We start from the raw sequence: 13,715 nt of genomic DNA on the forward strand, positions 1-13,715 counted from the left end.
CGTGTGCAGCGTGAGGAATCCTTCCTCCGGGCACTATGGAGCAAGGGGATCTGAGCCGGACCCGGGGGCCCGTACCAGCGAAGGGACTCACGTGTTCAAGACCGTACTGATGATCGAGAAGGCACTCTCCGACGCCGACGTGGAGCTGGTCACGACACTCCACGGCGAGGAGAAGGTCTCCTTCGTCGTCCTGATGCAACCCCGCGGCAAGCAGGACGAACTGCTCCGCGCCCTGGACGACGTGGCCCTCGGCCATCTGGACCGGGCGGTGCACGAGCACGACGAGGACGACGACGCGCCGACCCTCGCGGGCGAATCCCTGGCGCACAGCCTGCGCCACCTGCAGCGGGCCGGGGCCGAGGCGGTCGGCGAGGTGGTCGGGTCGCACCCGCTGGTCCGGCTGCGCGAGGTGGTCGAGGAGAACCGGGCCGACGAGGTGCTGGTGCTCACCTCGCCGCACTTCGTCGAGGAGTTCTTCCACCGCGACTGGGCCTCCCGGGCCCGGCACGAGGTGGGCGTCCCGGTGCTCAAGCTGTTCGCCAGCGATTCCTGACCGGACTGCCGATTAGGGCAGAATCGTCCCGGTGTCCTCGTTTCGAGGACACCGGGACTGCCCATTGCCCCCGCTCTCCTCGCGCCCGTACGGAGCCCGCCTTGAACGACGCCGCCCACGACCTGCACGCCCCGCACTTCATCGGCATCGGCGGCGCCGGCATGTCCGGCCTGGCGAAGATCCTCGCGGTGCGCGGCGCGACCGTCTCGGGGTCCGACGCGAAGGAGTCGGAGACCGTGCGGGCGCTGCGCGAGCTGGGGGCGACGGTGTTCGTCGGGCACGCGGCGGAGCACCTGCCGGCCGGGACGAGCAGCGTGGTGGTGTCGAGCGCGATCCGGGCCGACAACCCGGAGCTGGTGGCGGCGCAGGAGCGCGGCGTGCCGGTGGTGCACCGGTCGGACGCGCTGGCGGCGCTGATGGGCGGCCGCCGGGCGCTGGCGGTGGCCGGGACGCACGGCAAGACCACCACCACCTCGATGCTGGCGGTCAGCCTGGGCGAGCTGGGCCTGGAGCCCTCGTACGCGATCGGCGGCGACCTGGACGCGCCGGGGTCGAACGCGCACCACGGGGCGGGCGAGATCTTCGTCGCGGAGGCGGACGAGAGCGACCGGAGCTTCCACAAGTACGCGCCCGAGGTGGCGATCGTGCTGAACGTGGAACTGGACCACCACGCCAACTACGCGTCGATGGAGGAGATCTACGAGTCCTTCGAGACCTTCGTCGGCCGCATCCGGCCGGGCGGCACCCTGGTGGTGTCGGCGGACCACGAAGGCGCCCGCGAGCTGACCCGCCGGGTGGCCGGGCGGGACGGGCTGCACGTGGTGACGGTCGGCGCGGCCGCGGACGCGGACGTCCGGGTGCTGGAGGTCGCGGCGCACGGCATGACCAGCGAGGTGACGGTCGAACTGGGCGGCGAGCGGCTGGTGTTCACCGTCTCGGTGCCCGGTCGGCACTACGCGCACAACGCGGTGGCGGCGCTGGCCGCGGGCGTGGCGCTGGGCGTCCCGGCGGAGGGGCTGGCGAAGGCGCTGGGCGCGTACACCGGGGTGCGGCGGCGGCTGCAGCTGAAGGGCGAGGCGCGCGGCGTGCAGGTGATCGACTCCTACGCGCACCACCCGACCGAGATGGCCGCCGACCTGGAGGCGATCCGGGAGGCGGCGGGCGCGGGCCGGGTGCTGGTGGTCTTCCAGCCGCACCTGTTCTCCCGCACCCAGCAGCTGGCCGAGGAGATGGGCGCGGCGCTGGCGCTGGCCGACGCCTCGGTGGTGCTGGACATCTACCCGGCCCGCGAGGACCCGATCCCCGGCGTCACCGCCGAGCTGATCATCGACGCGGCCCGCCGGGCGGGCGCGGACGTCCGGGCCGAGCACGACTTCGCGGCGGCCCCGGCGGTGCTGGCGGGCCTGGCCCGGCCGGGCGATCTGGTGCTGACCATGGGCGCGGGCGACGTGACCAACCTGGGCCCGGAAATTCTGGCCGCCCTGGCCGACGTTGCACCTGCTGTCTGAGTCCCCGGCTGCCCTGGAGAGTGCCGTGAGCTACGAGGTCGAGAAGTCCGACGCCGAGTGGCGGGCCGAGCTGTCGCCCGAGGAGTACCACGTGCTCCGCGAGGCCGGCACCGAGCGCCCGTTCGTCGGCGAGTACACCGACACCAAGACCGTCGGCGTGTACAGCTGCCGGGCCTGCGGTGCGGAGCTGTTCAGCAGCGAGACCAAGTTCGACTCGCACTGCGGCTGGCCGTCGTACTACGCGCCGCTGGCCGGCGACTCGGTGGAGTACCTGGAGGACACCTCGCTCGGCATGCGCCGGGTCGAGGTGCGCTGCAAGAAGTGCGGCAGCCACCTGGGCCACGTCTTCGAGGGCGAGGGCTACGGTACGCCCACGGACCAGCGGTACTGCATCAACTCGATCTCGCTGAAGCTGAAGCCCGCCGAGTAGGCTCCCCGCCCCGCCTGCCCACGTGGAAGACTTGGACCTTCTTCCGAATGGTCTTTGACGTGGGTGGGGCGGGCGTGGCACGGCGGTCTTCCGGGGTGTGGTCGATACTGGCAGAGGCTCAGCGCGAGCAGCACCGCCGAACGGAGACGGAGAGGTCCGCTCCCACGGCCGGGTCGGCCGCCCGGCGCGAGACGGGGCGCGGGACGTCTCTCGGCAGGTCGCAGCGCAGCTATGAGCAGGAGCGAGCCGCCGAAGCGAGCCGCCGAACCGCCGAGTTGGACGCCCAGGTGTCCGAACTGCGCAGTGTGCTGGCTACAGGGCTGGCAGGCCGGGGCTTTTCCCTGGCTGCGATTGCGGCGGCGAGTCAGGAACCGCTGCCGCCGTTCGATCCGGGAACGCTGGGCGTGCCCATCCAAATGCCCGACCAGAACCGCTATCTGGTACCACCATTGACTGGCGCTCAGGCATACGACCCGATCGCCCGTCGACACTGGGACGCGCAGGCCGCACAGGCACGGGGCAGGTTCGAACACGACTGGCACGCGGCTTGGGGGGCCGAGCAGCAACGGCAGCGGCAACTCGCCGACTACCGTGTCCAGTACGACACTTGGGCGCTCGAAAGAGGCCGGCAGCTGGCCTGGCAATCCACTCAGGCCGCAGAGTTGGCAGAGCGGGTACGGGCCGGCGAGGTCGATGCAGTGGTCGGACTGTTCGAAGCGGTCCTCAATTGGCGCGAGGACTGGCCCAACGGGTTCCCGATCCGCTGCGAGGTCTCCTGGGACGCGTCGACGAACCGATTGGTGGTGCAGTGGCTGCTGCCACCGTACGACGTGGTGCCCGCGCTCTCGAAGTACCGCTACGTGCGATCCGCCGATCGTGAGGACGAAGTCACCCGGCCGGCCACCCAGCGTCGGGAGATCTACCGCGAGACACTGGCACAGTGCGCGTTGCGGGTGATAGCGGAGGTGTTCAGAGCCGATGCCGAAAGGCTGATCTCCGTTGTCGGCCTGAATGGATTTGCGATCGTCCCGGATCCGGCCACCGGACAGGATCGTGAACACTGCCTCGTCGCCGTCGAGGTCGACCGCGCGACTTTCCAGTCCCTGGCCTTGGACCGGGTCGAGCCGCTGGACTGCCTGCTGCACGCACTCTCCGGACAGCTGTCCGCCCGCCCGGAGAAGGCCGAGCCGGTCTCGGCCCGCCCTGCTGCCACGACCTTCTCCACCAGTGGTGATGAGCCAGACCTGTTCACGATGGACCCACTCGAGTTCGAGAAGCTGATCGCCGAACTGTTCCGCCGCCGCGGCTTCCGCACCAGCACCACCGACCGCAGCGGCGACGAGGGCGTGGACGTCCTCGCCGAGGACCCGGACCCAATCACCGGCGGAAAGATCGTCATCCAGGCAAAACGCTACCGGCACACCGTCTCCCCCAGCGCCGTCCGCGACCTGGAGTCGACGATGCGCCACCAGGGCGCCAACCGCGGCATCCTGGTCACCACCTCGCGGTTCGGTCCGGGCTCCCGCAAGCATGCCCAGGGGAAACCGCTCACGCTGGTCGACGGGTCGATGCTGATCGAACTACTCCGCGAGCATGGCCTGCCAGGACGGCTGGGCCCCGCCTCAGTCGAGATGCCCCGCCAGCGCGCTGCCGAACCTCCGACTCCCCTGAGTGAGTTGAAACCCGGTCAGAACGCGGTGCTGCCCGCCGGGGAGGTCCGGGTGCGGTTCCGCTCCGGCGGGGCCGAGGCGGACCTGACGCTGCTGCTGCTCGACGCCGGCGGGAAGGTCCGCCGGGACGAGGACTTCGTCTTCTACCACCAGCCGACGGCCGAGGACGGCGCGGTGACGCTCCGTCCGGCGGACCGCAGCGCGACCGTGCTGACCGGCCGGCTGCCGGACGCCGTGCGGCGGGTGGCGATCTCCGTCAACCTCGACACGGACGGCGACGCGACCTGCGCCGACCTGGTCGACCCCGCCGTCGAGCTCTCGGCCGGCCCCGCGGCCTGGGTCTTCCGGCCGCCGGCCGACCCGGCGATCTCCGCGATGCTGGTCGCCGAGCTCTACCGCCACCCGGCCGACGGCTGGAAGCTCCGCGCCGTCGGCCAGGGCTGGTCCGACGGCCTGGCGGGGCTGGCCCGCGACCACGGCGTGGACGTGGCGTAGGAGGCCCCCCGGGGTTCAGAGCGTGCGGGTGTGCTTCCACTCCGTCGCGCACTCGCGGTAGCCGAACCAGTCGTTGATGGCCAGCATCGGGGCGTTGCCGGCGTCGTTCTGGGTGTAGGCGGCGGTGAGGCCGCGGGCCTGCGCGTGGTGCAGGGAGTGGGCCTTGGCGAGTTTGGCGAGGCCGCGGCCGCGGTGGGTGGAGCGGGTCGCGGTGAAGGCGGACCAGTAGGTGCGGTGGCCGTCGGTCTGGGCGGCGGAGAAGGCGACGGGCTCGCCGTCCGCGAGGACGACCGCGGTGAGGGTGTGCTCCTGGTCGGGGCGGTGCCAGATCTCGGCGAGCCAGCTCTCGTAGGGCTGGTCGTCGAGTTCGAGGTCGCCGGGCTCGGCGCGGGTGCCGTCGATGTCGACCAGGTAGATCGGGTGCGGGTCGTCCAGGAAGTCGGCGGCGGTGCGCAGTTCGACGCCGGGCGGGGTCGGCGGGAGCGGCGGCAGCGGGGCGGTGAGGTCGAGGCCGGAGAACCGACCGGCCCGGCCGCGCCGGTAGCCGCGGGCGGCGGCGAAGCCGAGGGCCTCGGGGGTGCCGTCGGCCCAGCCGTGGGCCGCGCGGACGCCGAGCGCGGCGAGGTCCCGTTCGGCGGCGGCGAGCAGGGCGGTGCCGATGCCCGCGCCGCGGTGCTCGGGGAGCACGCTGACGTTCAGGAAGCCCTGGTGCGGGGTGGTGCTCTCGACGACGGGGCCGAACCGGGCGGTGCCGACGACCCGGCCGGCCCGTTCGGCGACCAGCAGGTGGTGGTCGGGCAGGCCGGCCTGCCAGGCGACGACCTCGGGGGTGGTGACCAGGTGCGGACGGCCGGCCCGGTAAGCATCGGCGGCGTCGGCGGCGTCGGACGGTGCGAACGGTCGGATGCGGTACGGCTGCGAAGTCATAGGCATGTCACGTTAGCCATTCGTTCGTCCGCGCGCCGCTGAATTTCCCCCACCTCCCCCGGACGTGTTCAGTACCGGTGAAAGCTCAAGTTCAGCTCTGAGTTCGCCCTGCGCCGCTTGGCAGCGGCCCGCGCCGGATACACCCTCGGCAACAGGGGGAATCGGCGTCGGCCACGGCCCGTCGGAAAAGGGGTGAGGCATGTCTGCGAGCGGTATTCCGCGACTGGGCACCGGGCTCGGCTGGCGGTCCGAGATCGACACCGCGGTGGAGCGGCTGCCCGGTCTGGACTGGGTCGAGGTGGTCGCCGAGAACGTGTGCGCCGACCACCTGCCGCCCTCGCTGGAGCTGCTGCGGGCGCGCGGCACCACCGTCGTCCCGCACGGCGTCTCGCTGGGGCTGGGGGACGCCTCGGCGCCCGATCCGGGGCGGCTGGCCCGGCTCGCCGGGGTGGCGGAGGCGCTCGGGTCGCCGCTGGTCAGCGAGCACCTGGCGTTCGTCCGGGCGGGCGGGCTGGAGGCCGGGCACCTGCTGCCGGTGCCGCGGACCCGGGAGGCGCTGCGGGTGGTGGCGGCGAACGTCCGGATCGCGCAGGCCGAGCTGCCGGCGCCGCTGGCGCTGGAGAACATCGCGGCCCACCTGGCCTGGCCCGGGGACGAGCTGACGGAGGCCCAGTTCCTGGCCGAGCTGGTCGAGCGCACCGGCGTGCACCTGCTGGTGGACGTCGCCAACCTGCACACCAACCGGGTCAACCTGGGGGTCGACCCGGTCGCCGAACTGGAGCGGCTGCCGCTGGCGGCCGTCGCCTACGTGCACGTCGCCGGCGGGATCGAGCGGGACGGCGTCTGGCACGACACCCACACCCATCCCGTCACCGCGCCCGTGCTGGAGGTGCTGGCCGCGCTCTGCGAGCGGGTCGACCCGCCCGGGGTGCTGCTGGAGCGGGACGGCGCGTACCCGCCGCCCGCCGAACTGTCCGCCGAACTCGACGCCGTTCGCCGGGTCCACCGCGCGACCCGCGCCCACCGGGGGGAGACCGTCCGTGTCTGAGCAGAACGAGTACCTGATCCGCGACCGGGTCGACGCCGAACTGGCCCTGGCCCGCCGCGACCTGGCGCACCGCCAGGAGGAGCTGCTGGCCGCCCTGGTGGCGGGCGGCCCGGCGCCCGCGGGGTTCGACCCCGAGCAGCTGCGGGTGCAGGCCGAGGGGCTGCTGGCCAAGCGCCGGGAGACCGTCGGCCACCTGATGCCGGAGCTCCCGGAGCTGCTGGGCGCGGAGTTCGCGCCGCTGTTCCGCCGGTACGCCGCCGGCCGGCCGCTGACCGGCGGCTACCGGGCCGACGCCCGGGCCTTCGCCGAGTGGGCCCTGGACGCCGCCCCGGCCGCGCCCTGGCACGCCGCGCTGGAGCGGCTGCTGCGGCCCGCGCCGAGCCGCTGGGGCCGGCTGCTGCCGCGCCGCACCGCCCGGGCGCACCCGTGACCGGCACCGGGCTGCTCGCCACCGCTGTCGTCACCGTCACCGTCATCGTCTGAAGGGAAGTACGGGGGATGTGGAACATTCCGTTCGTCGTGGCGCTGGCACTCGTCGTCCTGACGATGTCCGCCACCACGGTCCTCAACCGGCGCAGCCGCCGGGTCACCGACCCGCAGGGCCTGCCCGGGCGCGGCATTCCGCTGCTGCACGCGGCGTTCCTGGCGGGCGGGCCGCGCCGGGTGGTGGACACCGTCCTGGTCCGGATGGAGCGCGAGGGCCGGGTGGTGATCTCCCGGGCCAACCGGGTCACCGTCACCGACCCGGCGCCGCGCGACCCGGTGGAGGGGGTGCTGATCACCGCCGTCGGGGGCCGGGCGGGGCGGGACCTGGAGGTGCTGCGGGCCTCGGTGGTGGGCAGCCCGGAGGTGCAGGGGATCGGCGAGGCGCTGGCGGCCCGCGGGCTGCTGCGGCACCCGGTGGCGCTGCGGGCCGCCCGGCGGGCCTGGCGGCTGGGGCTGCTGGTGCCGCCGGCCCTGCTGGTGCTCTGCGCGGTGGCGGTCGCGCAGTGGCTGTCCGGGCCCCGTCCGGGTTCCGGGTTCCCGCCGTTCGCCCTCTTCGTCCCCCTGCTGATCGTGACCCTGGTGCACCTGATCGTGGGGCGTCCGCCGCGGTCCCGGATCACCCCGGCCGGGCGGCGGCAGCTGCTGCTGATGCGCGGCAGCAGCCCGTGGCGGCCCGCCGGGGTCTCCCCCGAGCACGCCGTGCTGGTCGGCGCGTTCGCGCTGGAGGGGACGTCGGCGCTGGCCGACCAGGCGCTGTGGCCGCTGCGGGACGCGATGGGCGGCGGGCCGACGGCGCCGGTCACGCTGGCCAAGGCGGGCCGGTCCGGGCGCTCGCGGCGCTCCGGCGGTTCGGACTCCGCGGCGGACAGCGGCTACGTCGCGACCGGCGCGGCCTGGTGCGGAGCGGCCACCGCCTCCTGCGGGGCGTCCACGGACCAGCACGGCCACCACGGCCACTCGGGGCACTCGGGGCACTCCTGCGGGGGTTCCTCGCACTCCTCCTCGCACTCCTGCGGGGGCTCCTCGCACTCGTGCGGCGGCTCCTCGCACTCCTGCGGTTCGTCGAGCTCCTGCGGGGGCGGCGGGTCGTCCTGCGGCGGTGGCGGTGGCGGTTGTGGTTCCTGAGTGCCTTTCGGGTGTCCGGCAGGTGCCCGCGGAGTGTCACAGTTCGGTATCGCGGTCGGGGCAGGCGTTCCGTTCGGCCCCGGCGCGGGACTAGAACAACACGCATGTGGGTGTTGCTGCTGATCCCGTCCTGTGCCGCCGCGGTGCTCTCCTGCCTACGGCTGGTCCGGGTGGCGGCGATCGCGGACTCGCTGTCCGGGCGCCTCCCGGCCCCGCCCGGCCGGCCCCCGGGGGTCGGCCTCTACGAGACCGCGTACCTGGCCGGCGGCCCGGGCCGGGTGGTCGACCTGGCGCTGGTGCGGATGGCCGGGCTGGGCCGGCTGCACCTGGCGCACACGGGGTGGACCACCGTGGTCGACCCGCAGGGCCGGGGCCGGCTGGAGCGGGCCCTGATCAACGCGATCGGGCCCGACGGGCAGTGCCGCACCGCGCAGTTGAAGGCGGCGCTGGCCGCGCACCCGACCGTCCGCGACATCGGCGACCGGCTGGCGCTGGCGGGGCTGGCCACGCCGGCGGTGGTCCGGGATCGGGCGCTGCGGGCGATCCGGCACGTCCGGTACGCGCTGCTCGGGGCGGCCGCGATGCTGCTGCTGACGGTGCTGCTGAGCGCCCCGGACGGGGCCGCCGCCCGCACCGCGGTGGCCTGGTACGCGCTGCCGCTGGTGCTCACCGGCGGCACCCTGCTGATGGCCCGGGTGGACGTGCACGCCTACACGGCCTGGGCGGCCCCGGCCGGGCAGAGCCTGCTGCGCGCGCTGCGCTGGCCGCACCCGCACCACACCGAGACCCCGGACGACCTGCTCACCGCCGTGGCCATCTGCGGCCCGGACGCGGTCGCCGACCCGCGCCTGCGCGCCGCCCTGATCCACCGTTAGGGCCCGGAGACGGGCGGGGCCCGGGGAGCGCGCGCTCCCCGGGCCCCGCCCGTCCTGCGACACCGCGACGGCTCAGTACAGGCCGGCCAGCAGGTCGGCGACCGGCTTGCGGCGGCCGGTGAAGAACGGCACCTCCTCGCGCACGTGCAGGCGGGCCCGGGACGGGCGCAGGTCGCGCATCAGGTCGACGATCCGGTGCAGTTCGTCGGCCTCGAAGGCGAGCAGCCACTCGTAGTCGCCGAGCGCGAACGAGGCGACGGTGTTGGCCCGGACGTCCGGGTAGCCGCGGGCCATCTTCCCGTGCTCGGCGAGCATGCCGCGGCGCTCCTCGTCGGGGAGCAGGTACCACTCGTAGGAGCGGACGAACGGGTAGACGCAGACGTACTCGCGGGCCTGCTCGTCGGCGAGGAACGCCGGGATGTGCGACTTGTTGAACTCGGCGGGGCGGTGCAGCGCCATGTTCGACCAGACCGGCTCCAGCGCGCGGCCGAGGCCGGTGCGGCGGAAGCGGTTGTACGCCTCCTGGAGGTCGTCGGAGGACTCGGCGTGCCACCAGACCATCAGGTCGGCGTCGGCGCGCAGACCGGACACGTCGTAGGTGCCGCGGACGGTGACGTCCTTGGCGGCGAGCTGCTCGAAGAGGGCGTCGACCTCGGCGGCCAGCGCGGTGCGGTCCTCGGGGAGGGCGTCCTTGAGCCGGAACACCGACCACATGGTGTAGCGGATCACCTGGTTGAGGTCGCGGGCCTTCTTCTTCACGGGCTGCGCGGGTGCTTCGGTGCTATCGGTCATGGGGCCCATTGTCCCTTCTGGGTGCGGTGTTCAGGTGCCGGGGGTGAGCAGGGCGGCGGCCCGCCGGGCGCTCGCCACGACGGCGGGGATGCCGACGCCGTCGTAGGCGGCGCCGCAGACCGCGACCGCGCCGAGGGCGTCGAGCCGGGTGCGGATGCGGGCGACCCGGTCGAGGTGGCCGACGGGGTACTGCGGGAGGCCGTCGGTCCACCGGGTGACGGCCCGGTCGTAGGGGGTGGCGCGCAGGCCGACGGCGGTGCGCAGGTCGGCGAGCGAGCGGGCGACGAGTTCGTCGTCGTCCCACTGCAGGGCGGCGTCCTCGTGGTGGCGGCCGAGCGAGGTGCGCAGCAGGAAGGCGTCGGGGGCGGAGCGCTCCAGCCAGCCCCACTTGTTGCTGGAGAAGGTGGAGGCCTTGATGTGGCGACGGTCGACCGGCGGGACCAGGAAGCCGCTGCCGGTGAGCGGGGCGTCGGCGAGGTCGGCGCGCCGGAACGCCAGGGTGACCAGGGCCATCGAGGCGTACTCGATCCGGCGCAGCTCGGCGGCCGCGGCGGAGGCGTCGGCCTCCAGCAGGGCGGCGGCCTGCGGGGCGGGGACGGCCAGCACCACGGCGTCGGCGGTGAGTTCCCGCCCGGCGGCGGTGATCCGCCAGCCGTCGGGGGTGCGGCGCAGCGCCTCGACGGGGTGTCCGGTGCGCAGGTCGGCGCCCAGCGCGCGGGCGTGCGCGGCGACCGCGTCGGGGAGGGTGCCGAGGCCGCCGCGCAGGCCGTTGAAGACCGGTCCGGCAGCGGTGGCGCGGCTGCCGAGTTCGGCGATCGCGGCGGTCAACGAGCCGGGGCGGCGGGCGAGTTCGAGCAGTTGCGGGACGGCGGCGCGGATCGAGATCTCGTCGGCGTGCCCGGCGTAGACGCCGCCGAGCAGCGGTTCGACCAGCCGGTCGACGACCTCGCGGCCGAGCCGTTCGGTGAGGTACCGGCCGATCGGGGCGTCCTCGCCGAGCTCGGCGGGCCGTTCGTCCCGGACCCGCCGCAGGCCCTCGGGGGTGAGCACGCCGGAGGCTTCGAGCGCGGCCAGGTCACCGGGGACGCCCATGAGTTGGCCGCCGGGCAGCGGGCGCAGGCCGTCGGCGGTCCAGATCGCGGCCTTGGCGGTGCTGGGCGGCTCCAGCCGCTCGCCGAGGCCGGCGGCGCGGGCCAGCTCGACGCCCTCGGGGCGGCGGGCCAGCATCGACTCCGCGCCGAGGTCGACCCGGACGCCGCCGACCTCGCCGCCGAGGAGCTTGCCGCCGAACCGCCCGGAGCCCTCCAGCACGGTCACCCGCACCGGCCCGGCACTTCCGGCACTTCCGGCACTGAGGAACGCGGCCGCGGCCAGGCCCGCGACCCCGCCACCGATCACCACGACGTGAGGTTTCGCCATGCCGACCAGTCTCCCAGCCTTTATCCGGTTCCCCGGACCGGCCTTGCCCCGGCCTCCCCCTTCATCCGGTCTCCCCGGCGGTCTCCCCGGGCCGGCCCGGCGGGGCGGCGGCGGCCCGCTCGATCGCGGCGAGCAGGGCCTCGGCGTCGGCGCCCCGTTCGGGCCGGCCGTGGGTGTCGGCCAGGGCGACCGACCGGCGGGCGTGACCGGCGGCGGCCTCGGTCTCCCCGAGGAGCAGCCGGGCCAGCGCGAGGGCGCCGTGGACCTCGGCCTCGCGCTGCGGCTGGTGGAACTCCAGGTAGAGGGCGAGGGCCTGTTCGAGGCTGTCGACGGCGGCGGCGGGCTGTCCCGCGACGAGTTGGGCGCTGCCGCGTTCGGCGAGTGCGGAGGCCGCGCGGTTCCGGTCGCCGAGGGCCAGGAAGTTCCGCAGCGCGGCCCCGCTGCGGACGATCGCCGCGTCCGTCCGGCCGGCCGCCCGCAGGGTTCCGGCCAGCCGGAGCTGGGCCACGGCCAGGCCGTGCCGGGTGCCGTGCAGGCGGTGCACCCGGACGGCCTGCCGGTGGTGGTGCAGGGCGGCGTCGAGGTCGCCCCGGTTCCGGGCGAGGTCGCCGAGGTCGTTGTGGACCCCGGCGGTCAGCCGCTGGTCCCCGATCTCGCGGGCCGCCCCGAGGGCGGCCTCGGCGGCGCGGGCGGCCGCGGCGCCGTCGCCGAGGTCGCGGTGGGCCTCGCAGGCGGTGGCGAGCGCCCAGCCCTCCCCCTGGCGGTCGCCGAGCTCCCGGCAGGCCCGGGCCAGCGATGCGGCCACCGCCACCCGGTCGGCGCTGCGCCAGCGGTGGGCGAGGTAGCCGTCGAGCAGCCGGGCCGTGGTCCGGGCGTGCCCGGGGTGGGTGTCGGCGGCGAGGTGGACGGCGGCGAGCAGGTTGTCGCGTTCGGTGTCGAACCAGTCGAGCGCCTCGGCGCGGGCGGCGTGCTCGGCGGCGTCGTCAGTGGCGGGCCGGTCGGTGCCGAGGCGGGCGTCGGCGTCCCGCAGGGCGTCCGCCAGGTGGTCGAGCAGCCGGGTGACGGCGGCGGTGCGTTCCGTGCCGGTCAGGTCGCGGGCGGCCCGTTCGGCGGCGTACAGCCGGACCAGGTCGTGGAAGCGGACGGCGCCCCGGCCGGCCGGGGCGGCCTCCAGCAGGTGGGCGCGGCGCAGGGCGGCCAGCTGCCGGGCGGCGGTCCGGGGCGGGAGGTCGGCGAGGGCGGCGGCGGCCGGCGGGGTGAGGTGCGGCCCGGGGGCGAGCGCGAGCCGGGCGAACAGCGCGGCGAGGGCGGGGTCGAGCCGCCGGTGCGAGAGGTCGAAGGCGGCCCGGACGGCGAGTTGCCCGCCGTACTGGAGCACGTCGAGGCGGTTGGCGGCGTCGGCGAGTTCGGCGGCCAGGTCGGTCGGCCGCAGGCCGGGGTCGGCGACCAGCAGGGCGGCGGTGATCCGCAGCGCCAGCGGCAGTCCGGCGCACTGCCGGACCAGGTCGGCGGCGGCCGCGGGCTCCTCGCGGGGGCGGCGGTCGGCCGGGTCGGCGGCGGCGAGGACCAGGTCGAGCAGGTGGCGGCCGTCCTCCTCGGCGAGTCCGGCGAGTTCGACCAGCCGGAAGCCGTCGAGTTCGGCGAGCGTCTCGCGGCTGGTGGCGAGCAGCGCGTGCCCGGGGTGGGCGGGCAGCAGCGGGGCGAGGGCGGCGGCCTCGGCGGCGTCGTCGGCGAGCACCAGCAGCCGGGTGCCGTCCCGGCCGCGCGCGGCCAGTTCGGAGCGGTAGAGCGCGGCCCGCCCGGTCCGGGAGGCCGGGACGCGCTCGGCGGGCACGCCGAGCATCAGCAGCAGTTCCTCCAGCGCCTGATCGACCGTCACCCGGGCCTCGGCGTCCGGGTGGTGGCCGTGCAGCGGAACGAACAGCGCGCCGTCGAACCAGCCCCGCCGGACGGCCTCCCGGGCCGCCGCCACGGCCAGCGCGGTCTTGCCCGCCCCGCCCAGACCGCCGACCACCGCGGCCCGGGGCCCGGGCCGGTCGGGCGCCAACGCGGCCAGCACGTCGGCGAGTTCGCCGTCCCGCCCGGCGAGGATCCCGGCGGCCGGGAGGGTGTCCAGCGCCGGCCGGGGCGGGTCGGGTTGACGGAACGTCACCGTGCCGGCCTGCACGACGGTTCCGCCGACCACCTCCGCGCGCACGGTGTTGACGGTGGTGCCGATGCTGTGGACGTACTCCCCCATCCCCCCGTTGTACTCCTCCTGGGAGCGCCGTCACCGCGCCGACTCCGGTCCGTGACCGACCTGGTACCGCGCGAACGGATCCCGTTCCCGGGACGGTGCGTCCCATGGTCGTGCGGCGGGCGAACGGCCCCGCCGGAGTCACGGGGAG

Annotated in this window: 10 protein-coding genes and 1 pseudogene; 7 read left to right on the forward strand and 4 right to left on the reverse strand. The window is 75.1% G+C overall.

Going from position 1 to position 13,715, the window contains the following annotated elements; all coding sequences use genetic code 11:
- The first annotated feature begins 91 nt into the window (after nucleotides 1–91).
- The 4 genes from ACIOHG_RS15985 (at nucleotide 92) to ACIOHG_RS16000 (ending at nucleotide 4,656) form a co-directional block, all read left to right on the forward strand.
- Nucleotides 92–553, forward strand: coding sequence for an indole-3-glycerol phosphate synthase (locus ACIOHG_RS15985; protein ID WP_400950423.1), 462 nt, complete (start codon nucleotides 92–94; stop codon nucleotides 551–553).
- 101 nt (nucleotides 554–654) lie between these two features.
- Nucleotides 655–2,061 (forward strand): UDP-N-acetylmuramate--L-alanine ligase, encoded by a 1,407-nt coding sequence (murC, locus tag ACIOHG_RS15990; RefSeq protein WP_400950425.1) that lies wholly within the window; start codon nucleotides 655–657, stop codon nucleotides 2,059–2,061.
- A 25-nt stretch (nucleotides 2,062–2,086) separates the two neighbouring features.
- Nucleotides 2,087–2,491, forward strand: coding sequence for a peptide-methionine (R)-S-oxide reductase MsrB (gene msrB / locus ACIOHG_RS15995; RefSeq protein ID WP_400950427.1), 405 nt, complete (start codon nucleotides 2,087–2,089; stop codon nucleotides 2,489–2,491).
- A gap of 287 nt (nucleotides 2,492–2,778) precedes the next feature.
- A complete protein-coding gene (locus ACIOHG_RS16000; RefSeq protein WP_400950429.1) occupies nucleotides 2,779–4,656 on the forward strand; it encodes a restriction endonuclease in 1,878 nt (625 codons plus the stop codon).
- 15 nt (nucleotides 4,657–4,671) lie between these two features.
- Here ACIOHG_RS16000 and ACIOHG_RS16005 read toward each other — a convergent pair whose 3' ends face one another.
- Nucleotides 4,672–5,583 (reverse strand): GNAT family N-acetyltransferase, encoded by a 912-nt coding sequence (locus ACIOHG_RS16005; RefSeq protein ID WP_400950433.1) that lies wholly within the window; start codon nucleotides 5,581–5,583, stop codon nucleotides 4,672–4,674.
- 199 nt (nucleotides 5,584–5,782) lie between these two features.
- Between ACIOHG_RS16005 and ACIOHG_RS16010 the strand changes: the two are divergent.
- The 3 genes and pseudogenes from ACIOHG_RS16010 (at nucleotide 5,783) to ACIOHG_RS16020 (ending at nucleotide 9,117) form a co-directional block, all read left to right on the forward strand.
- Nucleotides 5,783–7,061, forward strand: a pseudogene (locus tag ACIOHG_RS16010) (DUF692 domain-containing protein).
- Between the two features lie 68 nt (nucleotides 7,062–7,129).
- Complete coding sequence (locus ACIOHG_RS16015) at nucleotides 7,130–8,242, forward strand: TIGR04222 domain-containing membrane protein (protein WP_400950435.1); 1,113 nt, start codon at nucleotides 7,130–7,132, stop codon at nucleotides 8,240–8,242.
- 104 nt (nucleotides 8,243–8,346) lie between these two features.
- A complete protein-coding gene (locus ACIOHG_RS16020) occupies nucleotides 8,347–9,117 on the forward strand; it encodes a TIGR04222 domain-containing membrane protein (RefSeq protein ID WP_400950437.1) in 771 nt (256 codons plus the stop codon).
- Between the two features lie 72 nt (nucleotides 9,118–9,189).
- On the opposite strand, the gene hemQ is transcribed toward ACIOHG_RS16020, so the two are convergent.
- The 3 genes from hemQ to ACIOHG_RS16035 all read right to left on the reverse strand — a co-directional run bounded on the left by hemQ (nucleotide 9,190) and on the right by ACIOHG_RS16035 (nucleotide 13,567).
- A complete protein-coding gene (hemQ, locus tag ACIOHG_RS16025) occupies nucleotides 9,190–9,918 on the reverse strand; it encodes a hydrogen peroxide-dependent heme synthase (RefSeq protein ID WP_400950440.1) in 729 nt (242 codons plus the stop codon).
- 21 nt (nucleotides 9,919–9,939) lie between these two features.
- Nucleotides 9,940–11,328: a protoporphyrinogen oxidase gene (gene hemG, locus ACIOHG_RS16030; protein WP_400950441.1), complete on the reverse strand. Its 1,389-nt coding sequence runs from the start codon at nucleotides 11,326–11,328 to the stop codon at nucleotides 9,940–9,942.
- A gap of 61 nt (nucleotides 11,329–11,389) precedes the next feature.
- Nucleotides 11,390–13,567, reverse strand: a complete 2,178-nt coding sequence (locus ACIOHG_RS16035; RefSeq protein WP_400950443.1) for a tetratricopeptide repeat protein — start codon at nucleotides 13,565–13,567, stop codon at nucleotides 11,390–11,392.
- Between the last annotated feature and the right edge of the window lie 148 nt (nucleotides 13,568–13,715).

This window comes from Kitasatospora sp. NPDC088134 (assembly GCF_044741705.1).
Taxonomy (GTDB): domain Bacteria; phylum Actinomycetota; class Actinomycetes; order Streptomycetales; family Streptomycetaceae; genus Kitasatospora.

Bases quoted from the DNA above. Each gene is read 5' to 3' on its own strand.
- ACIOHG_RS16035 (WP_400950443.1), bottom strand. From the start codon at position 13,567: ATGGGGGAGTACGTCCACAGCATCGGCACCACCGTCAACACCGTGCGC.
- ACIOHG_RS16020 (WP_400950437.1), top strand. From the start codon at position 8,347: ATGTGGGTGTTGCTGCTGATCCCGTCCTGTGCCGCCGCGGTGCTCTCC.
- hemG (WP_400950441.1), bottom strand. From the start codon at position 11,328: ATGGCGAAACCTCACGTCGTGGTGATCGGTGGCGGGGTCGCGGGCCTG.
- hemQ (WP_400950440.1), bottom strand. From the start codon at position 9,918: ATGGGCCCCATGACCGATAGCACCGAAGCACCCGCGCAGCCCGTGAAG.
- ACIOHG_RS16005 (WP_400950433.1), bottom strand. From the start codon at position 5,583: ATGACTTCGCAGCCGTACCGCATCCGACCGTTCGCACCGTCCGACGCC.
- ACIOHG_RS16015 (WP_400950435.1), top strand. From the start codon at position 7,130: ATGTGGAACATTCCGTTCGTCGTGGCGCTGGCACTCGTCGTCCTGACG.